Genomic DNA, 25,025 nt, shown 5'->3' with positions numbered 1-25,025 from the left:
TATTATCCTTTAATCACAAACGCGTAGTAGTTACCGCCTTCCGTCGCACCCACCAGCAATACGTGCTTCAGGGCAAGTTTTAACGGTTCACGAACGAAGTTAATTCGCTTATCGAAAAACTCGACGGTATGAGGAATAGCGGGAACCGCCTGCGTCTTAAAACAGTCAATGATGACGGCCAGGTTAAGCAGTCCGGCAGCAGACGCGACAAAGCCAAAGCAGGCGTTGTAGTTCACGACCGGTACGTCCGGTTTTGCCTGGGCGAAGGTGGCGTAAATCGCATCGATTTCAATGCGTGTGCTCTCATCGCTACCGTTGCTGGTACCACAGACCAGGTCGATCTCCTGCGCCGTTACACCGGCATCCGCCAGCGCACGGGCGATAGCCAGCGCCATGGAGGAGGATTTCTCGTCCCGCTGAGAGGCATCAAAATAGCTGTTGCTACAGGCTTTACCGTAACCGGCCACTTCCGCCAGCACTTCTGCACCACGCGCGGCTGCACGCTGCGGATCTTCCAGCAGCAACATGCAGGCACCTTCGCCAGGAATGTAACCCTTCGGATCGTTACCGTAGATCTGATATTCCCTGGCGTCGGAGGTCATATGCAGCTTGCGGGTAACGGCGTCCATATAGAGTGACATGGACGGGAAATACTCGTCCGCGCCGCCCACCAGCACCTGCGGCTGCAGATCCTGACGCACGATTTCGTAGCCGTAGGTTAATGCGCCTAATGCCGCATTCTCGCCGGTCGCCAGCGTAGTGGTGTAGCCCTTGATCCCTTCCGAAATACCGCAGAACGTCGGGATGGAGTTCATCAACGATCCCGGGAATTCAGAGGTTCTGACTTTACGTGGGTCTGGCTTAAGGCTCTGCAGATATTTGTAGGTCGTCTCCTGCGGGCCACTGGACATTCCCATGACCATGCCAAGCTCATCGCCATCACGCTTGATTTTACGCTTCGCCTGCTCCAGCGCTTCGGACAGGGCAATCAATGCGAACGTACCGCCACGCGTGGCCTTACGAGGGTCAAAGCGGCGCAGATGTTTACGCGGTTCCAGCCCGGAAACCTGGAAGGTTTTAAAGTGTTCATTCGCTTCCGGCAGCGTTTCGGCCAGCGCGTTGAAATCGTCACCAAACAGCGCTTCGAACTGACGGGTGGTTTCCAGCACATCCAGTAACTCTTTTGCCTCTTCCAGCGTGTCTTCCGGGAAGGTGACGCCGCCCAGCTCAACGGTATGGTTCTGTTTCCATACGTTGTCGAGGATCTCGTGAACGGTGTGACCAATCGCGGAAACGGCACCCAGGCCGGTGATCGCCACGCGCTTTTCGTCGTAGGTACTGACCGGGATCGAACAAGGCTCCATGCTGATAATCATGCTGCAGTTGTTACCGCCGAAGGCATAATTGTTCTTCATGAAGAGGTTGATTTTCTGGTCACGGAAGTCGTTTGGCACGTAATCCAGATCGCAGTTTGGACGCGCGTTGGTGAAGTTCAGCGTCGGCAGCACGCGGTTATCCGGCAGCGTGACCAGGCAGGCGATCAGTTCGACGATCCCCGCAGCGCCGATGTTATGACCAAAATAAGACTTGGTAGAGCTCACCAACAGTTTCTCATTGTTGGCAAACACCTTTTTCATCGCCAGCGTTTCGATACGATCGTTGGCTTCTGTTCCGGTACCGTGGGCGTTGACATATTCGATCTGATCCGGGGTAACGCCGGCATTTTCCATCGCCTTATGCATCACCTGTACCGCGCCGCTGGCGCGTGGATCCGGTCCGGTTTCGTGGAACGCATCGCAGGAGGTGGCATAAGAGAGAATTTCACCGTAAATGGTGGCGCCACGTGCGACAGCATGTTCGTACTCTTCAAGCACGATCGCCCCGGCCCCTTCACCGATGGACATACCCGAATTGCCGGAGAACGGCGTGCAGGCGTCCGGATGCATCACGTTCAGGGCATAAAAGCCCGCGAAGGTGGGCAGGTAGATAGGTTCTGTCCCGACGGCCAGCATGGTTTTGCTTTTGCCGTTCTGGATGTAGTCAAACGCCATGCCGACCGCGTTAGGGCTGGCCGTACAGGCGGTCGCGACCAGTTCAACACCGCCCTGTAACCCAAGCAGCGTGGAGACGCTGGAACAGCAGGAGGAGAAACCGCCAGAGAACAGCGCCTTACGCAGGGAAAAGTCTTCCATGCGTTGCTCAAACAGCGGCAGAAATGCCTCGGTCCCGGCAGATGACACGCCAACAATTAAACCGGTTTCTTTGAGGTGCGCTTTGTTCTCAGCCAGTCCCGCCTGATTGAGCGCATCTTTACCCACTTTGTAGGCCCAGAGTGCGGCATTATCCAGGGAGGCGATAACGTCGTCCGGTAATTCCGAATAGTCAATGTCATGCAAGACTTCAGCGGCTCTGGCGTTTTCAAACCATTTTGAAAAACGCACGCTGTCCGTGACGCCATTTTTTTTATTCAGTAAGGCGTTTCTGAAATCCTGCAGGTTTTCAGCCAGCGAAGAGAGAATACCGATCCCGGTAATGACAACCCGTTTTCTGTTTGTCTTCATAAATATATGTACCGCCATGTACAGGTAATGAGCAGCGAAAAGGATCCGTGGTGTTATTCCCACGGATTCGCTTCTCGCTGTATCGATTAATAATTACAGTGCGCTTTTCGCTTTAGAGGCATCCACAAAACTGTGTTCAGTTGGATTAACCAGCATGCTCAGGTTATAAATAAATGGCATACCTTTGGTTTTCGCGGCTACCGTTTCAGAGCGCGTTTGAATAGCAAAGCCGCTAATATCAGACCATGCATATTCATTGTCGATCAGCGCCAGGGCAATAAAGCACTGCAGGGCTGGAGAATAGATAGCCTTAGCGACTTTCCCTACCACCTGACCTTCAACCAGTACGTTATCGCCGGATTCAATGCCCGAACATTCGCCCTCGACAATCATGCCGATCACCTTGCGTGCGCCTTCGCGGTGAGAGAGCTCTTCGGCCGCGTCTTTACCTACAAATCCCTCTTTGTCGTACTGCACAGCCCATTGCAACTGCAGCTCTACCGGATTGAGGTTGTACTCAGCCCACAGCGCGTCATCCCAGCCTGGGTTTTCGATACGTACAATTTTCTGGTAGTCCAGCCCACCGGTCTGCAGCAGGTATTTGCCGCCGTGCTCCAGCAGTTGCTGCCACTGATCCAGCAGCTGTTCCTGCTGGCCAATAACCATATAGGCGAATTCCCCGTGTTTACCGCAGCGGAATACCATCAGCTCGTCGTCGGTATTCATGTACTCGTAATAAGGCAGACCAATCACGTCGAAACCGTGGATTTCAGACATCAGCTCCCAGGAGTACGGTCCTTCTACCATGATCGCGCCCCAGTTCTGCTCGCGCATGTCAGCAATTTCAGGGGTTTCCTGGATATCCAGTTCGTCGGCTTTTTCCAGAAGGGCGTTCAGGCCAGCGATAATTTCCGCCGCCGGAATATTCTCGGACATGATGTAATAGCCGTCGGATGAGCAGAGCACATATACATCACCGCGCACCGTACCGTCTTCATTCAGTACCAGCGAGTAGATCCCTTGCTCGTCACGGATAATTGAAACATCGGCAGAGACAAAATAATTCACCAGTGCCCAGGCATCATCACCCATCACGCTGACAATGGACATGTGTGAATAGTCCACCAGCAGGGCATTTTCACGTACGGCTTTATATTCCACCATCGGATCGTGATAGGCAGAAGGAACGTTGGCATTGTTGTAAATGCCCATTTTCGCATTGTTTTTTAAATGAAAATCATAAAGAGACTTCATAACGTGATCCTGTTATTCGCAATGATAAATTAAGCTTTTTTCTTCTGGATGATAAACGTCGCCAGATTGTTGATACTTCTCATATAAGAAGGATCATCGCTTTCGCTCACTTTGATATCGAAAACTTTATCCAGCATGACCACGATTTCCGTTGCATCAACGGAGTCCAGTTTTAAACCATTACCAAACAGGGCGGTATCATCATCAATTTGAGACTCATCGCGCTGAATATTTAAACGCTGAATAATCTCAGTTTTAATTGTCATCAGCACGTCCTTGCGCTGGTCAATTTCGTTTTTCATTGTAGACATGGTTTTAACTCTCTCAGGGGTTTACTTTGTTTCGCGGAAATTAATAATGGTGCCATGGCTAATTAACCGCTTGCCGACGTTAGCCGTCACGGAATAATGCTTAAAGCCATGGGCATCAGAAAATGCCAGCTTGCTGGTCACTTCAATCGAATCACCTGGGTAGGCAATATCTTTAAATTTCAAATTCTGGGCCGCCAGAACACCGCGAACCTGCGCGCGGCGCGTGCGAATGATCTCCCGCATCTCGTCACGCTGAATGAGCGCATGAATATCGCGTAACGATTTCAGTTCCGTGCCGTATGTCTGGTTGTAGATATCGCAAATATCGGTGAGGAACGAGAGATACTCGCTGGCCTGACCAAAAATCTCAGAAATAATAACCCCAGGCATGATCGGATCGTCCGGGAAATGTCCGAGCAAATAGGGCTCGTTGTAGGTGATGTGTTTGGTCACCTTCACAAAGCCATTTTCGCCATATTTGAAGTCATCAATTCTGTCGACCATCAGCAGCGGCTGACGCCAGCCGCCCATTTCCAGAAAGATCTTCGAGGGGATAACGTATTTAGACATAAATCACCGCATCACCAGGCCGCCATCGATAACGATGGTTTGACCCACAATGTAGCTGGAGGCAGTGGAGCCCAGATAAACGACGGTATTGGCAACCTCGTCGCATTTACCCAGACGACGCAATGGAATAGATGCCGTTACGCCACGCACCACCGTGCGGGATACTTTTTTCACCATTTTGGATTCAATCATCCCCGGCGCGATGGCATTTACGCGCACGCCATACGGCGCCAGTTCCGCCGCCAGCGTGCGGGTGAATCCCAGGATTGCGCCCTTCGACGCGCTGTAGTTCGCCTGCCCGACGCTTGGGATAATGGCCGCAATGGAGGCCACATTGATGATGGCCGGGTTTTCTGCGGAGCGCAGCAGCATTAAGGCTTCTTTCGTCAGACGGAAAATACTGAACAGGTTGGTGTCTACCACCTGGCTGAAGTCATCAAAGCTCATCGAGGCAAACAGGCTGTCTTTTACAATCCCGGCGTTGTTAACCAGCACATCAAGCTTGCCCGCTTCCTCGGTCAGGCGTGAACAGAGTGCACTGACACTCTGCGCATCGGCGAGATCGCACTGAATGACAGTGAGCTTGCTTCCTGCCGGATGCGTTTCTTTCAGTTCCGTTAATTGCGTGGCATTGGATTTATACAGCGCATAAACATCACAATTCTGGTCAAGAAATTTAGCGCAGATCGCCAGGCCAATATCACCACTGGCGCCGGTGACCAGAACCGTCTTTTCCTTAAGATCATTGTATTGATACATAATATTCACAATTAGTTAGGTTAATAAAGTATGACAACGGCTGTCGCATAGTGCTGACAATGCGAAATACTGAGCGAGGCATTCGCCATCTGCTTTTCAATAAGCAGCTCTTTGACTCGCCCAGAGAAAATCAGATGGGGACAACCCAGTTCGTCATGGTTTATTTCAATATCCTTAAAGGTGATGCCGTCGCGATATCCACAGCCAAGCGCCTTAACGACCGCCTCTTTTGCGGCCCAGAAACCTGATGCGCGCTCATAGTTAGGATCTTCCCGGTTAATTTTTATATTTTCTTGCGGGGTAAAGACGCGCTGTAAAAAATCGCTTTGCCAGTTTGTTATCGCTCGCTGTATGCGCGAAACTTCCACAATGTCCGTGCCGATACGCATTTATTGTGCTTCCCTTTCAAAGCTGATAAGAAAGATTCAGATTAAAATTAAATTTATTCACGTCCATGCTGCCAGGATATTTAACCGGCATGGAGACTGATGAATCGTACGCCAGGCTTTTCACATTCCCCTGAATACCCAGGGTGCTGCCGACGATAATCTCTTCGCCATAGACACTGTCCCGTCTTATATGACCGGCATCTACGCCAACATAATAATTTGCGTTCATTCCTCGCACCGGGCGATAAAATGTATTTTGCAGGTAGTACCCGCTGTTCCCGGTCAGGCCAACGCTGTTTTCAAACCCGCGCACGCTCCAGCGATCGCCCATCGTCATTTGATCCTGCAGCGTCAGCTCACGCGGTGCGTATTGCGCCAAAAAAAAAGCGCTATAGGCGTTTTGAGAAAATTGTCGGGTATAGCGACTTTCCACATTCACCAGCTGACTGACGGGACTGACATTGCCATACACCATATCCGGCGTTTTTTCGGCGCCGAACCAGGTGACAAAACGCTGCCAGGATACCGTTGAATCCCAGTGTGCATTTGCCAGCTGCTGCGTGTAATTCACGCCAAACCTGACGTTATCCATGTCACGCTTCTGTAAGACAAGTTCCTCGCCATTAAGGGTATAGCTGGCTTTTCGACGGATCAGCTCGGCATTCCCCGTCACCTTCCGGCTTTTATCCCGGTAGACCGTGCGCGTCGCCTTCACGCTGCCGTACTCACTCTTACCGGCGTAATCCACCGTGGTGTAATAGAGCGGTATCGCCTGACGTGACTTACTGCTGCTATAAAACAGCGAATAGTTCCAGTAGCCTACCGGCAGGGCATAGTAACCACTTACACTCTGATACTGACCCGTTGTGCTCTTCGTTCCGGCGAGATAAAACAGATCGCTAAACCGGGCGATGTTATAGAGATAGCCCACCACAGAGGTCAGGTGTTCTCCTGTCGCTTTATCGCCCCAGTTGTTATAGCTCGCCCGCACGCTCCACTGTTTTTCCCGGTTGGTGCTGATGCGAATGGTGCTATACCCGTGCTTCGTACCCGGCTCGATATTGATCTTCACATCCACGCCGGGTTCTTGCTGCAGGTTTTCCAGACCCTGCTCGATATCGCGAATATTAAGGATGTCTTCTTTCGCAAACGGCAGCATCCATGGATTAATATCATTATGCTCGACAATAATTTTTTCTATTTTCCCCGCATTGACGTCAAGCTTCAGCGTGCCAGACGAAATATTCTGCGAAGGGATCGTAATGCGGGTCGTGATGTAACCGGCATCGATATAAAAATCCTGTAACGCGGCGGCGATTTTCACCACACCGATGCTGCCCACGCAGCGTCCGACGATCTCTTTTTTTATCGCCTTTTCGGTTTTACGTTTCAAAAAATCATTATCAAGAACAAGTGCTTTAAGGGTAAAACAGTTTTTCTCCTCAGGTAATTTGTCCAGTCTAAATACTTTACGTTCGGTGCTGGAGAAAACATCCTGCCGATACACCTTGTGTTCTTTGAAAGTATTTAGATCTGCATTTTGCTGCTGTTTAATCAGGGCATTAATATCGTCAACTGCAAACGCTTGAGACGACATTACCAGCAATGACAGTAAAAATTTAAATCGCAGTTCCATTCACTTTCTCAGAAAAAAAGGCAGCAGGGTCTCGTGCTGACTTTGCGCTATCAGACAATAGCTGCTGCCTTTTGTTACACCTTTAGATTACATACCAACAATCGTGCCGGTATTGGTCACTTTATTGGTAATCAGTTCCATACCGTATAAGCCACCAAATACTGCATCCTGACCGCTGTTTGTCACGTTATTCGCAGTGACACCCGCAACGCCATAAGTCAGCATATTGAGGTAGTTATAGATATTCCCTGCTGTTTTCACAGACAGCGTATAATCGCTCACAATATTACCGCGGTTGTTAATGTCGGCACCGGCATTAATCACGATATTCTGTGCAAGGATATTGCCGTTGGCATTATTGGTAACATGACGCTGAGTATCAATTTTCGCGCTGGCCACACTCACGATGTCTTTAAAGTTCTCAACACCGTTCAGAGCATTAATCGCCAGAGCGTTACCTGAAGAGATTGCATTGCGGTTAGTCAGTGCACCTTTCAGGATAGTGAAGTTCAGATCGCCTTTACCGCTGATCCAACCGTAGTTGGTGACGTTGTTATCAACCGTCAGATTGAGATTCTTATCTGACGCGATAACGCCGGTCGCCGTGTTGCTCTCCATGCTGCCATCGCTGTAGTTGTTCAGCGTACCCGCAGTGATATCCAGGTTGCCTGCACTGTAGGTGGTGGCATAGTTGTTATAGAACGTACCGGCCGCTTTGATGATGGCGTCAGCGCCGCTCACCAGCATAGCGCGGGTGTTGTCCAGCGTCCCTTTAGACAGCACGCTCAGCGCACCGTTATCAGCGATGATGCTACTGTTGTTGTTGTAGACGTTTTGACCGGAAACCGCGACACCTTCACGGCCAATCATGCCACCCACATCGCCCGTCACACCGAAGGTTTCGCCATGATTACGTACGAAGTTGTTACCGTCACGGTTTTCAACATTCCCTGCCGCGTTCACGGAGAGCTTTTTGTCTGCCACGATCATGGCAGTGTTGTTGTAAACCGCGCCTTTGGACTCGACGGTGACATTCTTACCGGCAATCAGACCGTTGTTGTTATCAACGGTATTGGCAGCCAGCTTGATATCACCCGTCTGAGAAAGGACGGAACCACGGTTGCTGTCGAAATACCCCGTCAGCGCCAGATCGATATTGCCGTAAGCGGCAACCCGACCGTAGTCGTTGTTCAGACGGTTCGCTTTCAGCGCAATATCGCTACCGGACAGGAGCTGGCCGTAGTAGTTATCTACGGTGCCACCCGCATTGATAGTGATATCGCCAGTCTCAGAGCTGATTTCGCCGCGGCTGTTGCTCACATTCCCGGCCGCTGTCAGCGTGACATCACCCACCGCTTTGATTTTACGCGAGGCGTTATCAATGTTATTGGCACTTAAGGCAATGTCACCATAGCTGATCATATTCAGATCGTTATAGATATTGCCTTTAGCGCTCATCGCCAGGCTGCTGTCAGCCACGATATTGCCACGGTTGTTAATATCATAGACCGCAGAGATCGTGACCTTATCACCCACCATATTGCTGTTGGAGTTGTTGGTCACACCACGCTGGCTGTTCACCACCAGATGCTCGCCCGCGGCGATATCTTTCAGGTTTTCAACCCCGGTCTGTGCAGACACGGTCAGAGACTTCTCAGCGGAGAGCGTATTACGGTTAGTTAAAGAACCGTTCAGAATATTGAGAATGGCATCACCGAGGCTGCTGATCCAGCCATAGTTGGTGAAGCTGTTCTTCACATTCATGGTCATTTTTTTATCTGCCGCGATAACGCCAGTGGCGTTGTTATCTTCCAGCGCACCGTTGCTGTAGTTGCTCACGCTGTTGGCATCAATCAGCAGGTCGCCCATGCTGTAGATGGTTGCGTAGTTGTTCGTCAGGGTGCTTCCCGCTTTGATGGAGGCATCCCCGCCGCTGACCAGCAACGAACGCGCGTTATCAATGCTGCCTCGTGCCTGCATTGTAAGCGGGCCATTTTCAGCAATGATGCGGCTTTCGCCGTTATAGATATAGTTCCCGGACAGCGAGACGCCTTCTTTACCAACCATCCCGCCGTTCTGCTGCGGCATGCCGAAGTAGGTACCAAATGCGGATCCGAAGTCGATACCGTAACGGTTTTCGATGTTATCGCCTGCAGTGACGCTCAATACCTTACTGGCAACGATGAACGCGGTGTTGTTGTTCACCCCTGCGTTGGCATTAATGGTGACGTTTTGTCCCATAATGAAGCCACCGCGGTTGTTCAGGGCATTCGATGCCAGGGCAACATCCCCTTCTTCAGAGCTGAAGACGCCGATGTAGTTGGTGATGTTTCCACCCACTGCGGCACTCACACCGGTACGACCCGCAACACCGCCGTTGTCGTTACGCATAGAGGCCGCTTTGGCAATAACCTTGCTGTTTGAGTTCAGTTTGCCCGAGTAGTTATCAATCGCGCCGGCACTTTCAAGGGAGATATCGCCATTTGACGCCATCTGCCCACCGTTGTTATTGATGCTGTTCGCGGCAATCTGCACGCCCTTCTCAGCGATAATGCCTAACGAGTCATTACTGGCCGTGTCGGCGGTTTTGGTCGCGCCGTTGTTAATCGTACCTTTCGCGGCAATCTTGGTGAAACCACCCGCAGAACGGATCATGCCCCGGTTGTTATCGACGTTACCGCCGCTCACCACGTTCACATCGCCCAGGGAGTCGACTAAACCGCTGTTGTTGTTCACAGCAGCAGATTCAAGACCCACATACCCGCCCTTGATCTGGCCGTTGCTGTTATTCAAGGTACCGGTTTTTAACGCCACGATACCGGCTTCAATACCGACAGTATTTCCTTTACCGTAGTTGGTTAAGGTGTTGCCGTTGGTATCCGCAGCCAGCATGCCTGCCGCCGCCATTTTGCCGTTGGTGTTATCAATGGCGCCGCTATTGACATAGAGGTCTCCCATTGTCGAAATGTTGCCTGAACGGCTGTTGTTGAGGCTGTTTTTATTGGTGTCCAGCGCGATGGTACCCACAGAGGTAATATCCCCGGTGACGTTGCTCAGTGCGCCGTTGGTTTTAATATTGATCTGACCAGAGGACTCAATGCGCGCAGTGTTGTTCAGCAACTGACCGTTAGCGTCAATATTTACACCGTTGATGCCACCCGCAATAATGCCCTGGTTACGCACGCCGACCCCGCTTTCGGTGCTGACGAGGTTAATCTTATTGGCATACATACCGCCCAGCGCAGCAACGTCAATGCTGTTGGCATTACGCGTTCCGGCTGCGGTTACTGAACCGGTCACCTGACCTGCAGCGTTAACGTAGTTATTACCGGCGACAACGTTCAGCTCGTTAGCTGTGACTTTATCGGTCACGACAACATTGCGAGACAAAATTTCCGTCGGGCTGGCGTTATTCAGTTTACCCAGCGTAATGGTGCCACCGTTAACAGAATAACCGGCTAACTGATCGTTCTGAATATCCGGCGTACCGGTTGTCAGGGTCAGTTTACTGGTGTTAATGGAGCCGCCACCGTTAACGGTAATACCGTTCGGGTTAGCAATAATTAAATCGGCTTTATCGCCGGCCACTTCCATCATGCCGTTAATCGCAGAGGCATTTTTAGACGTGACTTCGTTCAGGATGACTTTCGCCGTCCCGGACGTCAGGTTGCTGTTCCCCTGAATCTTACCCGCCAGAACGGTATTTGATTCAGTCATGCTGTTATTGAAGATAAGCCCATTCTTATCAACGTTTAAGTTGTCATACACATTATGAGAAAGCCCCTTATCGTTGGCTTTATTAATGTTAATGACAGGCACATTCCCGGCAGTATAAACCACGCCGTTCTTGATGTTGATCTCTGCTGAGTGCGCAACAAATGGCAGAGCGAGTAGCACAGAAGCGGCAACAGGATGCCACTTCAACTCGAGTTGAAAGACTTTATTTTTATTACTATTCATTTAATCGACTCTTTATTTCGGAATTATTACATTTTTTCAAAATATAACATCACCACTCTAAATAACTACTTCACATCCGTTGATTACTGTTTATCCCCCCTTGTGGTTCCCTGATGGTTCATTAATTTAGATTTTAAGAGCATTCCTTGATATTAATTCTGGCATTTTTATCTGGAATTAGCATTCAGATTGCATAACATAAAGGGAACTTTTAACCAGGAACAAGTCCACAGGCATTAGGAATATTACACATTCCCGGCCTGTCAAGACTTATTCCTTATAAGAAGAGAGATGAATTACTCCTGATATGAGTAATCGCCATAGCTATAGGTGGCCGAAGCGCGTTTTTCAACGCCGTTGAATATGACCCCCTGGATGGCAATCCCGTTTTGATTGAATCGACGCAGCCCTGCTTCCACCTCCTGGACCGAATTCTGTTCGAATCTGACGACCATCAGAGACGTTGAGGCAAATCGGCCAATAATCGCGGCATCCGTAACGCTCAGAATTGGCGGCGTATCGAGAAGAATGACATCGTATTGCGCTGAACAGGCGTCAACGAGTGTCTGGAATTTCTCCGTCATAAACAGCTCGGCGGGGTTATTGACCATTCTTCCCCGGCCAATGAAATCGACGCCCTGGTACTCTGTCTCTTCTATCACCTGGGACACCGCCGCATTCGCAGAGAGATAATCGGCAAGCCCGGCATGGCCTTCCGCCTGCGAGAAGATGCTGTGCAAATATCCCCTTCTCAGATCGCAATCAATCAGCAGCACCCGTGAACCGGCCTGCGCCATCAGCACCGCAAGGTTTGAACTGACGAAGGATTTACCCACCCCCGGAGAGGTGCCTGAAATCATTAATATTTTATTTTCTGACTTCAGCATGGCGAAATGAAGGCTGGTCCGCAGCCCTCTTATCGCCTCGACCGCCAGCGAGGTTGGGGACGATTTCACTAACAGCTCATCAGACTGATAGGTGGTAATCGCCCGGCAGCGTCTGCTCTTTGTCAGTTCAGGTGCCAGCGGTACGACGGCGTGGACAGGGATGCCCCGTTTTTCCAGCTCCGCGGGTTGTTTGATCCCTTTAATTAACATGTTGCGTAGCAGAATCACACCGGAGGCGAACAGGAAGCCCAACAGCGCCGACAGGATGACAATCAACGTTTTTTTCGGTTTAATCGGCTTATGCTGCGTGACGGCATTGTCAATAATGCGAACATTGCCCAGCGTGCTGGCCTTATTGATATTGAGTTCATGCTGCTTATTCAACAGCACCATATAGATATCATTTCCCATCTGCACATCACGGGTCATGCTCAAAATTTCTTGCTGAGTCCGCGGCATCGTGCTGATACGTTGATTGAGCTTCTCTTTCTCTTCCTGCAGTACCGCACGTTTTTCTGACAGCGCTTTATAAGCCGGATGCGAACGTTTATAGAGCTTTGATATTTCAGCTTCTTTAAAGGTTAATTCATTCAGTTGGGTATCAATGGACACTACATTGTCTAAAATGAATTTCGCTTCAAGGGATAAATCCACCGACTCATTATTCTTTCTGAAATCATTGAGTTTCGTTTCTGCCGTCACCAGATTGTTTTTGATTTGCAGTAATTGTTCGTTCACAAAGGCCAGACTCTTGCTGGCCTCTTCTGACTTACGCTCAACGTCCTGGGCAAGATAATTGTGGCTGATGGTTTCAAGGATTTTACTGATCATGACCGGATCGGTACCGGTCATGCTCAGATGCAGCATCCCATTGCCACCGGATTTTCCATCCACGACAATATTGTTTTTGATCTCATCAATTACCGAATATTCATTGTGCTTACGTAAAATGAACACGGTGTCCTGGGTCAGTTCGGCACGTTCAATCATAAAATCAATGCCGTGCGCGTGAAGAGGAACCCCCACTTTACCGTGCAAAACGGCCTCGCCGACCTGCAGGGTGTACTCACCCGCAGCAGTTATCGTCAGGATCAACGCTTCGTTCAGGAACTCCTCGGGGACAGTTAAGGTTGAAACCTCAATGTTACCCGTGGGTTTACCAAGCAGGCGCAGGAGCAGGCCATTCGCAAACGGATAGCGTTTTTCAGTCACGGAGATATCCAGCCCCAGATCGCGCACGGTTTTACCGATCACCATCCGCGATTTAATTAACGAAATTTCAGATTCTGAAGCGACCCCGGAACCTTCAGGCAGCATAGTAGAGAGCTTATTCAACAGCCCCGTAGATGCATTTCTCTCAACCTGAATTAACGCATCACTTTTATAGACCGGCGCTAAGGTGTAAGCAATAACGATACCGAAAGCGATAAACAGTAATGTCGTCGCCGCTATCCAGACCTTACTGTAATATAAGACTTTGAGGAGTTGAACGATGTCAATATCCTCCTGCCGCGGAACATTATCGGTTTGCGAATTGCTAATCTGTTTGTCAAACATGCTCTAATCAGCCCTGATTATTTAACCTGCTGGAAAACCTTGACCCATTCTTCGGCAGCGGAAAAAAGTTGTTGAAAAATAACACCTGAGATATCTCGACCCCGACGATAAGGATCAGGAATTTCCATTTGCTGGAGCCAATATCCGAATAAAAATGTCTTTCCCCGGGCTTCCATTGCCAGGCGGGTCACGGCTTCAATATGGTTTTGCTCCATGGCCAGAATCAAATCATATTCACGACACATCAGCGGTGTAAGTTGTTTGGCACAATGCCCCTCTAACGAAAGGCCATTCTCACGTGCAGTGTTAACCATTACGGGATCTGCCGCTTCACCCGTTAACGCAGCAATCCCGGCGGAATCTACGATCATATTGGGCAAGCGTGAACGCAAAATACGTTCCCCCACCGGGGAACGACAAATATTGCCTGTGCAGACGACAAGAATGGACTGATACCTGCCATTCATATCAATTACTCCAGTTTCTGATGAAGCGCGTCGTTTCAGTCAGGCTGTAGACACCACTAATGGTTGGCATTAATTGATTAATGACTCTGTTCCAGCGCGCAATCGGTGCGGTCGTCACATACACAATATCGTACGGCTTGAGCCTGAATTCGGTGCCAAGCACCAGCGCCGTCGCATCCCTGGCATCAAGCTGATAAATATTTGCCTGTTTTCCCTTTGACGCATCCGGTTTGTTTTCCGAACGGATCACAAAAATACCGCTGGCATCACTGGTTAATTGATTCATGCCCTCCGCATTACCCAACGCTTCGGTCAGCGTCATGCCTGAGCGATCCATTTTCATGGTGGTTTGTTTCACCACATCGCCCATGACAAAAACTTTTAGATCATCATTACGCGGGATATACAGAATATCGCCGGAATAGAGCAACCTGTTCTGCTGCAGGTCGCCATACTGCATAAGCGCTTGCAGCGAAATGATTGATTTTTTACCGCCCTGGGTTAAAACAGCATTCCCCCAGTCTGCGTTTTCAGTCAGCCCCCCCGCCAGATTAACCGCATCAATGATGGTCAATGGAACGTTAGTGATAGGCTGCTGCCCGGACTGATTAACTTCACCAGAGACATACACTTTCTGAGAGCGAAACGCGGCAATCCCCACATCGACCTGTGGGGACTCAATGTATTTCGCCAGATGTTCGGTAATCAGCTCTCTGACTTCAGTGACCGTTTTATCCTTAACATGGATTTTCCCGATGTACGGATAAAAAATAGTGCCGTCTGAATGGACCCAGTTTCCCGTATCGCTGGCGCTACGATACTGGCCTGACGGGGTGGTAAGCTCAGGATGTTCCCACACCGTGACCATAATGATGTCCCCAACCCCAATACGGTACTCATACGCTTCGAGTCGTTTATTCAGCTCCGCATTGGCGTGGGCGACCACGACGTTTTCACGTAATTTCTCAATCAGCGCCGGCGTAACGGGGTAAACATTCACCTTTACGTCATTAATATTATCGGGGTCGGGCGTTTCGACAACCGTTTTTCCGTCGGTATCAATATGGCTTCCGGGGGTTATCTGACACCCTGCCAGTAAAAATAGCGTGGTGAAAATAAACAGAGCTGGCAATTTTCTCATACTTTTCTTTATGCCATTTCGGTGAAATGACATTTCCTTATAATTAATCAATCACCCATGGTGGTGCAGAGAGAATGAAGCGTGGCATTCCACAATTGATTAAATGATAAACCTTAAAAGTATGCATGTCCTGTAGACGTGGAGTAATCCTAACCCCTGACATCTCTTTCTTATCATTAATATAGAAAGCGGTCCAATCATCAGGCACGTAAACAATTCCCATTTATGCGAAGACTATTCTCACATATTAACCCTGAGACATCGTGTAAAATGAAAATATATACATACCGTATCATAAGATCGTTAGCATGCAAATCTTACACCAAAAAGAGGCGTGCAGAATACATTAACCAAAGGGATAAAAATGGATACGTCGCGGGTCATATTATCAAGATGTCATTTCAGCAACATCGGATTGCGCCATTTACTTTCCAATACGTTCAAAAAAGAAGAGATTCTCTCTTTTTATAATCAGCACCATTTTCATGACTGGGTAAAAGGTATGAAAAAAGATAGTTTTTTTACCTTGTACCTGGTGCTTCCTGACTCTATTTATAGCAACATCATCTACTTTCAGTGGCTTATCTCACTAAAACAGAAAACAAACCTCCACGCCATTGAAGAGATCATCATCGCTTACCACTCGGATATCTTTCCGGAGCTTTTCGCCTGCATCTGCTCGCATTACAAACATCGTCTCGTGAATATCAATAATCTGACCAACGATGAAATCGTCAGGAAAATGCATACCCAGCGTCACCCCAGCAAAAGCGGGATCGTCAAAAAACATATCGAACTGACGCATATGGAGTTCTGTGTCCTGAAGTTAATGATCTCAGGCTACACGATTGATGACATCAGTACCTTATATAACATCAAGCCAAAAACCACGTATACCTACAGCAACAGCATAATGAAACAGTTGGGGTTTAACTCTTTAAAGAAAATCTATTCCTGCGGCGAAATCATTAAATCCTCGATTGACCATGACATAATCAGAGAAAAGAAAAAGTACTACAGCATTGCCCACATTAAGATGTACGAACCACAAACTGCTTAATCCCTCACCGCCTCTAACACGTCACCCGTGTCTCCATAACATCGTCAAATTATTCACAAAAAAATACGGAAAGCGTCTCCGCAATCCGTATTTTTGTATCGATGCTGACTTAGTGGCTTTTCACTAAAATTTCTACGCGACGGCTATTGACGTTACATCCTGCCGCTTGCTGGCTGGCAGAGGTACCGCAGCCTTCAGCGCTTTGTGCTATTCCTTTGCCCGTCGTGTTATTGATCAGCTCCGGTTTAATCCCTTTCTCGATCAGCAATGAACGAACGGTATCGGCACGTGCTTCAGACAGGCGCTGGTTAGCCTCACGGCTACCAATTGCGTCGGTATAACCCACAATCTGGATCTCACTGACGTTATTCGCCTTTTTGGTAAATTTCACCACCTCGTCCAGCTTATTGCGGGATTCAGCAAAAATCCCTGCCGCATTACTTGCCGCAAAGCGGAACAGGACTTGCTCCTGAATAAGCACCACACCGCTGTTATTAACGTAATCACAGGTTTTTACCTGCGATGCACGGTTAATAATTTTGGTCTGCTTATGCATCTTACTCAACAGGGCTTCAGCCCGGGAACGCTCTTCCAGGGCCGCCGTATTTCCTGACGTACCTGGATTAACCTGAATAAAATAGGTTTGCGCACTCTCGGCATTGAGCTGTTGCAGAGGATTTTGTTTCCCCTGATAAGCAGGGTGATCGTTGAACCAGGACTCCACCGCATGCGCGCCTGGCGCGGCGCACAGGACGGTAAATTGCCCCGGCAGCAGTACCGACTGCAGCTCGCGGTCGACGTAGATCGTCGCGGGTACGCTCCCCTCAGGGTAATAAACCACAATTTGTGCCTGTTCCGGTGTCACATCCGCGACCGGGCGATAGGGCTGTGGTGCCGTCTTCCCTGAAGCGGTTTTGACGTCTGCCGGTATATCGATGACGTGCTTCACTCGTTCTGCCGAATATGCAGTGCTGGATATCAATACGCTGAGCGCGGCAGTAATCGCACACGCCAGGTTTATTTTTTTAAACTTATTAAGGGTTACTTTCATTTATCAAATTCCCGATTAACCCAGTGAATGACTGTGTAACAACGATTGGTAGATGCGTGCAGAAAGCCCGCCATCCGAAGATGGCGGGTATTTACTGGGTTACATCATGATTTGGTTATTCTGTAGCAGCGTCACCAAATCCGTTTGCACGTCAGCCAGCGTGACAACCTGCGTAAATCCATGCTGTCCGCCCTGACCGTCACGGTCGATACTGATCACGGTATCACTACCCACAACTTCCACCTTGACGTAGTCAAGTACGCCGCGGGAGGAGTAATCCAGCTCCAGTTTTCCTTCGTCTTCGAAGAAGGAGATAGAACCTTTGTAGTCAAGCAGTTCACTCATATCGAGCAGATCTGCATCACTGTCTTTCACCAGATTACCCACCTTAAAGCCGTGGATCGTGTCATGACCATTGCCACCGGTGCTGTCGTTGCTCAGACCTGCCAACACCTTGTACATCAGCGTATCGTTACCGCCGTTGACCAGGTAGAAGGCATCATTGCCACCACGTCCTTCAAACACGTTATTCGCGGAGTTATCCGTAAACGTATCTTGCTGGCTGGAACCTACGAGACCCTCGATGTTGAGGAGCTTATCGGTGCCGTTACCGGTTGCAGTGCCTGTCCACAGGTTCGCGTTGATCGCAGTGGTTGAACGGCTATAGTCAACAACGTCCATACCGGCAGTTTCGCTCCAGACAGGATTACCGCTCACAATCTGGTTCCAGCCGCCGCCACCGTTGTAGGTGTCGTTGCCTGCAGAACCGAAGAAGGTGTCGTTATAGCCCGTCCCGATGATCCCGTTGTTTCCGGAGGTGTTGTTCGCCGCATTGCTGCTTTCCGCCGTCAGTACGTAAGAGTCATGGGCTTTACCTGTTGTCAGGCCCCCCCAGCTCTCATTTACCGTACCGTTTGTGTAACCACCAATGCTACTCGTTGCGCCAACGTGATCCGCTTTACCATCGGTAATGCGCAGCATCTGCACGGAGTAAACTTCATTCGGATCCAGCCCGAAGAAGCTCACCAGACCCATACTGTTGCTGGAACCAGAGGACTGCGGGTTAATCAACTGGGTTGCCACAAGCTCGCCCGCTGAGTTGTATAACTTCACGGTGTTGCTGTAGAAGGTATTGATGCCGTTGCCGTCAACAATACGGATCTGCAGGCTCGTGCCGTCCGCCGCGATATTGGTGTTTTTCACCAGCATCGTGCGTCCCGCGTCGTCTCTTGCCACGACATCAGCATCTGCGCCAGAGCGGTACAGCACCAGGTCCATCGAACCGTCCCAGTCATAGTCGAGTGCGACGGCACCCGTCATGTTGTTGAACGTCGTGCTACCTGTCAGGCTGACTTTATTGGCGCCCCAGTTGTTACTACCGGTATTGGTATACAACATCGGCGAGCCAGTCACGCCAGAGCGTGGCACTTCGATGATGTCCATCTTACCGTCGTGGTTCCAGTCCACTGCCAGCGACGTGCCGCCATCAACGTTATCGCCAAACCACTGCGCCTGGCTGTCCGTTGCATTGAGCTTACCGGTACCATCATTCAGATAGATACGGCTCTCGTCGCTGTTACTGCCCCCCTTCGAACCACGGCTCAGGAACAGATCCAGCCAACCATCGTTGTTGTAATCCGCATAGGTCATGGAGATAGACAAGTTACCGTAGTCTTCATGGCCATCGTCACGGAACACGTTCGCGTAGTAGCCAACTTCACCGAAGTTGGTGTTCGACGTCCCGGTAGTCTGGTTATACAAGATACCCAGACCGCGGGAGTTGTTGCCGACGAGGTTGCCAGCGCCGTTGTAGTCGATATGTGCCGTAATATCTACGGTACCGTTGTTATCGATATCCACAGCCCCGACTTCGTGCAGCACACTCAGCGACGTTGGCAATGCCCCGCCAGGATGTCCGTCAGAGAAGCCGGAGTTGTCCTCGTAACTCAGCGTGCCCTGCGTATTTTTGATGAACGAAATGGAGTCTGCTTCAGAGTCACCCAGCACAAAGTCCAGATAGCCATCACCTTCACGGTCATAGGAAATCACGCCGCCGAGGTGGTTCAGGGTGCCCTGATCCAGCGCCTTCGCGGAGTAACTACCGTCCGCGTTCTGCAGCCAGTAGGCGGTACGACCCGCGTTGCTATAACTACTGATCTGAGACATGACGTCGGCATAGCCATCGCGGTTAATGTCCGCAAAGGCTGCGGAGTTAACATAACGGCTGTATGACGTGCTATCTACGTTGTAACCCGCACCGTTGTCGGTTGACGGCTGGGCAAGGTACGTTGAATCGTAGTCTTCACGCGTGACGGAGTCATAGACACGTCCGGCGTTAGCGGTCGATGTACCAGAAGTGCCACGAGCACTCTGGAAGAATGACCACAAACCGTCCTGACTGATGGTCACCGCAGCGGCGTTCAGACCGCGGCTATCCGCATCGGTCGTTCCCCCCCAGGTTTGTTCAATCAGCGTACTGCCGCCACCTTCGGTGACACCTGTACTGGTGCTGGCGCTCATGCTTGAGCGGTTACCCGCTTCATCCCAGACCACAAAGGCCAGGTTATGTGCGCCAGAAGGCAGTGACGTATTCAGACTCCAGGAGCCGTCAGCGTTAGCCTTCACGAAGCCAATGACTTGATCCAGACCTTCCTGATATGTCCCGTTGTTGTTGACGTCACTCACCAGCGAGACAATCGCCCCCGCTTCAACACGACCGTATTGACCACTGGAGAAGGTGAACGAATCTCCTGTGGTGGTGTGCTGCGGCACATCTGGCGCCCCGGTAATACCGTTCGGAGAATCCAGATCGATAACCACGTTGTAGCTATCCGCAAACTTCGTGTTCGTACCTGGGTTGCCCGCAACGTCAATGACCTGCAGCTTGAAGCTGTGAGTGGTGCTTGCTGTCGCTTCCGGCAGTACATAGCTCCAGCTCTGGCCGTTGAGTGCCAGCGTTTGCCAGGTTTTGCCGTTATCCAGGGAGATCTGCAGATGCTCACCCGCCTGTAGCGCCGCGCTCAGGTTACCGCTGATGGTCACCGTACGGTCACGGGTGACCATGTCGCTGTTAGTTGCTGTCGCAGCATGGCTGAAGTGATCACCGGTCGTCAGGCCATGGCTGGTATCGGTGGTGACTTTGGTGGTCGTAGACAGACCATTCATGTCACTGCCGCCTGTTGTCACCTGCAGCGCCTGAGAATCAGTGCTACCAACGTTACCGGCGTTATCCACCACGCGAGCCTGAATGGTGTAAGCACCATCATTCAGCGGCGTGTTCTGCATATCCACAGTCCAGGATGTACTGGTCACCGTTGAGGCACGCGTCCAGGTTGCACCGTTGTCGAGGCTAATCTCAATCCATTCGTCCGCCTGCAGGGCTTTCGTCAGCTGACCGTTAATCAACAGCGTGTTATCGCTGGTGATGAAGTCAGTATCTGATGCCCCCCGGTCTTCTGAAATAGAGCTGATATTGATAACCGCGTCAGACACGGTGGTATCGACAACAATCGTCCAGGTGTTGCTCGGCGTACTGATGTTGCCAGCCGCATCCGTGGAGGTTGCCACCAGATTCCAGGTGCCTTCAGTCAGCTTGTTCGCGTCAGTGATCTGCAGCGTCCACAGGCCCGTCGTGCTATCGGCAACGGCGGTACCAAGCAGAATACGCGTGGTCGCATCCACCTGATGGTACACATTGACCGTGCTTCCCTTCTCCGCCGTACCGGTGATTTCCGGCGTGGTGTCGTTGGTAGGCTTGCCGTGAGCAACGGAACCTTGAACAGGGTTCACATCATCCAGCACGTTTGTGATAACCGGCGCAACAGGCGCAACCGTGTCCACCACCAGATCGAAGTCAATCGGGGTGAGCGGGTTATTTGACGGATCGGTCCCGGTAATACGCAGCGTATGCGCGCCATCACTCAGGCTGCTCAGCGGCGTGAATTCCCAGTCACCGTTGGCATCTGCTTTCACCGTGCCAAGCTGAACGCCACCGACGTCAGTGATGATAATGGTGCTGCCTGCCGTCGCCTTACCAACCAGCTGTACCTGGCTGTCGTTGGTGACTTCACCCTCGCGAAGCACGCGTGAGCCGCCCGTTTCCTGGACATCATCCACCACCTGCAGCAGTTGCAGATAGCTTGCGCCCGTGGAGACGTTAACGGTGATATCGTCAACGATCGCGCTCGCGTTACCCGCCGGATCCGTTACCTGGGTCGCAAACTGGTGTTCACCATCTGCTAATGGCGTGGTTGGCGTGTACTGCCAGCTACCATCAGTGTTAGTCACAACAACTGAACCAATCGCCTGGCCGTTATCGTAGATAGTGACCGTGCTACCCTGCTCTGCTTTACCCGTGAAGGTCGGTTTGTTGTCGTCGGTGGTCATACCGTCGGTTAACTGACCTTTCCAGGCCCCCTGATCGTCAGCCACCTGTAAACCGGAAACCGGATTTGGTGCTGTTGAGTCAATAGTGAGGGTGAACGAACCACTACGATCGCTCTCCTGACCCGCGCTGTTGGTATTGGTCACCGTAAAGATATAGTTACCATCAGCCAGCGCTGGTGATGGCGTAAAGCTCCAGGTGCCATCGCTGTTCAGCGTTGTTTTACCCACAACCTGACTACCGTTGTAGATGGTGATGGTATCGCCTGCAACACCATCCGCAGTCCCTTTCAGGGTCGGCGTGTCATCTTTGGTCAACGCATTGTCGGCCAGATTGATAACGGTTGTGCCAGTATCATCCAGGACGTTAACAATCGCTGGCGCATTCGGGGTGTCAGACATAATGACGTCATAGCTGTCAGCCGGTTTCGCCACGTTGCCAACACTATCGGTTTCCGTCACGGTCAGTTTGTTGATTGAATCACCGTAAAGAGACTCAGATGGCGTCAGTTCCCATTTGCCATTCTGATCCACTTTGGTCGTGCCCAACACTTTCGTGTTGCCGTCTTTGTCGGTGGTATAGACGGTAATGACGTTGCCCGCTTCAGCACCAGAGCCGCGGATCACCGGACGTGAGTCATCCAGTACCCCGCCATCTGCAACAATACCCTGAACGTTACCCACGTTATCCGTTACGGAATCAATGGTCACTTTGCTCGCATCCGGCGCGGTGTAGTCGGTAGTCAGAATAAAGTCCGCAGACTTGTCACTGACGTTGCCGGCTTCATCCGTAGCCGTCACGTAGAAGGTGTTTTTGCCTTCCGGTAACTTGCTGCCCGGTTTGAAGTTCCATGCACCGTTGCTGTTCGCGGTGACTGAACCCAGCAGGGTGCCGTCAACGGTGTAAATATTGACGGTGCTGCCCGCTTCAGCCGTACCGTGCAGGATTGGCTGCGGATCGTCAGTGACATCGTTGCTGTTCAGATCGTCCTTGATCGTTCCCACCTGATCTTCCGCGTAATCGATACTCGGACGGTTCGGTGCTTTACTGTCAATTTCGAAGCTGAAGGTGCTGGAGGTATCCTCTTTACCCGTCAGATCTTTCGCGATTGCCGTAATGTTGTGTACACCATCGCCCAGATCGCTGGTAGGCGTAAATACCCAGTTGCCACTGGCATCGGCCTTGACGCTGCCCAACACCACGTTGCCATCCATGATGGTGACAGTGCTGCCTGCTTTCGCCTTACCGATGATTTCCGGACGCGCGTCGTCAGTGACGTCGTTCGCCTTCAGTTCACCCGTGACGCTGCCTTTATCATCCATTACGCGGACGATGGTGACCGGAACGCTGGAGGTATCAAGCGTGACGGTGACACCGGCATTTTCAGCCCCCAGGTTGCCTGCTGAATCTTCAGCACGCGCGGTGAAGGTGTATTCTCCATCCACCAGAGAACCGGTGGTGTAAGTCCAGTTACCGTTCGCGTCTGCAATCGCAGTACCGTTTTCCTGGCCGTTCACATAGATGTGAACAACGCTGCCTGGCTCTGCTTTACCGCTGATCGTCGGTGTCGCATCGTCAGTGGTATCGCCATTGGACAATGTACCGGTCTTCGGACCTTCGTTATCGCTCACGATAAAGCCAGTGACCTCACCCGGCTCGCTGGTATCGACCGTGATTGGGAAGCCGCCAGTCTGCGGGCTTACCTGACCAATGTCGTTAATCGCTTCCGCGACAAACGTATGAACGCCGTCCGCCAGTTTCGGCGTATTGAAGCTCCATTTGCCCTGGGCATCGGCCTTGGTTTCACCCAGCAGGGTGGTACCGTTCGGGCCGCCATAAATGCGAACCGTGACACCGGCTTCAGCCGTACCCGTCAACAACAAGGTGTTGTCGTTGGTTGTCGCATCCTTTTGTAATGGCCCGGTATGCGGCGCAACATCATCTTCCACACTGCTCAGGGTCGGTGGCAGCGGCTGACCGCCAGCATCGATCTGAATAATGTATTCCGGTGATGCCGCCGTGGTGTTACCCACGCTATCGGTCTCTTTCACCGTCAGGTTGTACGTCCCGTCAGGCAGGGCTTTCGTAACCTGAAGTTCCCAGGTGCCGTCAGCCTGTACTTTCGCGGTGCCGATCACCTTGTCACCGTTATAGACGGTGATGGTGTTGCCCGGCTCTGCGCCCGTACCCTTGATCAACGGCGTGTTATCGTCCGTCTTACCACCCGAAGCAATCGATCCGGTCACGGAACCAAAATCATCCACCACATCGGTAATGCTCACTTTGCTCGCATCCGGGGCGGTGAAGTCCAGAGTCAGGACAAAGTCGTCTGACGCAGAACTGGTGTTGCCCGCCTTGTCGGTGGCCGTCACGTGGAAGCGGTGCTCGCCTTCCGGCAGTTTCGCCACCGGTGAGAAGCTCCAGGTGCCGTCGGCTTTCGCCGTCACTTCGCCCAGCAGGCCGTTCTGATCGTAGATCTTCACGGTGCTGCCCGCTTCCGCCTTACCGCTCAGGGTCGGGGTCGGATCGTCGGTGGTGCCGCCGTTCGCCAGGTTACCCTGCACGCTGCCCACGTCGTCCAGCGCCGCGTCGATGGTCGGTTTCACCGGTGCATCGGTGTCGATGGTCACGGTCCAGCTGCTGCTGCTCGACTCATTACCCATCGGGTCCTTCGCCGTGGCGGTGAAGGTGTGGTCGCCGCGGCCCAGGTCCACGCTCGGCGTGAAGCTCCAGGTGCCGTCCGCGCCCGCGGTGGTGGTGCCCAGCACGTTGCTGCCGTCCATGATGGTCACGGTGCTGCCCGCCTTCGCCGTGCCGCTGATTTGCGGACGGGTGTCGTCGGTGAGCGCGCCCTGCGACAGGCTGCCGGTCACGCTGCCGGTGTCGTCGGTCACGGCGGTGATTTCCACCTTGCCCGGGACCACGTCAACGGTGATGACCACGTGCGAGCCTTCCGGCCCGGTGTTGCCCGACGGATCGGTGACGGTGGTGGTCAGGTCGTGTGCGCCGTTCGCCAGCGGCTGGTCCGGGGTGGGGCG

At 51.4% G+C, this 25,025-nt stretch carries 14 protein-coding genes; 1 reads left to right on the top strand and 13 read right to left on the bottom strand.

Going from position 1 to position 25,025, the window contains the following annotated elements; translation table 11 throughout:
- Positions 1–2: 2 nt before the first annotated feature.
- The 11 genes from AK59_RS0107365 to AK59_RS0107315 all read right to left on the bottom strand — a co-directional run bounded on the left by AK59_RS0107365 (position 3) and on the right by AK59_RS0107315 (position 15,492).
- Positions 3–2,561 (bottom strand): beta-ketoacyl-[acyl-carrier-protein] synthase family protein, encoded by a 2,559-nt coding sequence (locus tag AK59_RS0107365; RefSeq protein ID WP_029882412.1) that lies wholly within the window; start codon positions 2,559–2,561, stop codon positions 3–5.
- 93 nt (positions 2,562–2,654) lie between these two features.
- Positions 2,655–3,815 (bottom strand): aminomethyltransferase family protein, encoded by a 1,161-nt coding sequence (locus AK59_RS0107360; protein ID WP_029882411.1) that lies wholly within the window; start codon positions 3,813–3,815, stop codon positions 2,655–2,657.
- 29 nt (positions 3,816–3,844) lie between these two features.
- Positions 3,845–4,126: an acyl carrier protein gene (locus AK59_RS0107355; RefSeq protein ID WP_013095701.1), complete on the bottom strand. Its 282-nt coding sequence runs from the start codon at positions 4,124–4,126 to the stop codon at positions 3,845–3,847.
- Between the two features lie 21 nt (positions 4,127–4,147).
- The gene (locus tag AK59_RS0107350) at positions 4,148–4,696 is read right to left on the bottom strand and encodes a 3-hydroxyacyl-ACP dehydratase FabZ family protein (protein WP_013095700.1); all 549 of its coding nucleotides are present in this window, start codon (positions 4,694–4,696) and stop codon (positions 4,148–4,150) included.
- A 3-nt stretch (positions 4,697–4,699) separates the two neighbouring features.
- Positions 4,700–5,455 carry an SDR family oxidoreductase gene (locus AK59_RS0107345; RefSeq protein ID WP_029882410.1) on the bottom strand — a complete coding sequence of 252 codons (756 nt, stop codon included), beginning with the start codon at positions 5,453–5,455 and terminating at the stop codon, positions 4,700–4,702.
- Between the two features lie 20 nt (positions 5,456–5,475).
- Positions 5,476–5,844, bottom strand: coding sequence for a holo-ACP synthase (acpS, locus tag AK59_RS0107340; RefSeq protein WP_014830751.1), 369 nt, complete (start codon positions 5,842–5,844; stop codon positions 5,476–5,478).
- A 16-nt stretch (positions 5,845–5,860) separates the two neighbouring features.
- Positions 5,861–7,441 (bottom strand): ShlB/FhaC/HecB family hemolysin secretion/activation protein, encoded by a 1,581-nt coding sequence (locus AK59_RS0107335; protein WP_258004137.1) that lies wholly within the window; start codon positions 7,439–7,441, stop codon positions 5,861–5,863.
- 126 nt (positions 7,442–7,567) lie between these two features.
- Positions 7,568–11,440, bottom strand: coding sequence for a two-partner secretion domain-containing protein (locus AK59_RS0107330; protein WP_156037793.1), 3,873 nt, complete (start codon positions 11,438–11,440; stop codon positions 7,568–7,570).
- Between the two features lie 296 nt (positions 11,441–11,736).
- Positions 11,737–13,884: a polysaccharide biosynthesis tyrosine autokinase gene (locus tag AK59_RS0107325; RefSeq protein ID WP_029882407.1), complete on the bottom strand. Its 2,148-nt coding sequence runs from the start codon at positions 13,882–13,884 to the stop codon at positions 11,737–11,739.
- Between the two features lie 17 nt (positions 13,885–13,901).
- The gene (locus AK59_RS0107320) at positions 13,902–14,351 is read right to left on the bottom strand and encodes an arsenate reductase/protein-tyrosine-phosphatase family protein (RefSeq protein WP_013095697.1); all 450 of its coding nucleotides are present in this window, start codon (positions 14,349–14,351) and stop codon (positions 13,902–13,904) included.
- Between the two features lies 1 nt (position 14,352).
- Entirely contained in the window at positions 14,353–15,492 is a 1,140-nt protein-coding gene (locus AK59_RS0107315) for a polysaccharide export protein (RefSeq protein WP_013095696.1), read from the bottom strand.
- Positions 15,493–15,856: 364 nt separating this feature from the next.
- Between AK59_RS0107315 and AK59_RS0107310 the strand changes: the two genes are divergently transcribed.
- Positions 15,857–16,552, top strand: a complete 696-nt coding sequence (locus AK59_RS0107310; RefSeq protein WP_029882406.1) for a helix-turn-helix transcriptional regulator — start codon at positions 15,857–15,859, stop codon at positions 16,550–16,552.
- A gap of 109 nt (positions 16,553–16,661) precedes the next feature.
- Here the strand turns inward: AK59_RS0107310 and AK59_RS0107305 are convergent, their stop codons facing one another.
- Together AK59_RS0107305 and AK59_RS0107300 are read right to left on the bottom strand one after the other, a co-directional pair.
- Positions 16,662–17,603: an OmpA family protein gene (locus AK59_RS0107305; protein WP_023622340.1), complete on the bottom strand. Its 942-nt coding sequence runs from the start codon at positions 17,601–17,603 to the stop codon at positions 16,662–16,664.
- A gap of 99 nt (positions 17,604–17,702) precedes the next feature.
- Positions 17,703–25,025: Ig-like domain-containing protein (locus tag AK59_RS0107300; protein ID WP_029882405.1), on the bottom strand; the 7,323-nt coding region annotated here is incomplete at its 5' end.

The organism is Enterobacter sp. T1-1 (assembly GCF_000710795.1).
GTDB lineage: Bacteria > Pseudomonadota > Gammaproteobacteria > Enterobacterales > Enterobacteriaceae > Enterobacter > Enterobacter cloacae.
This window is presented reverse-complemented; position numbering and strand designations above follow the sequence as displayed.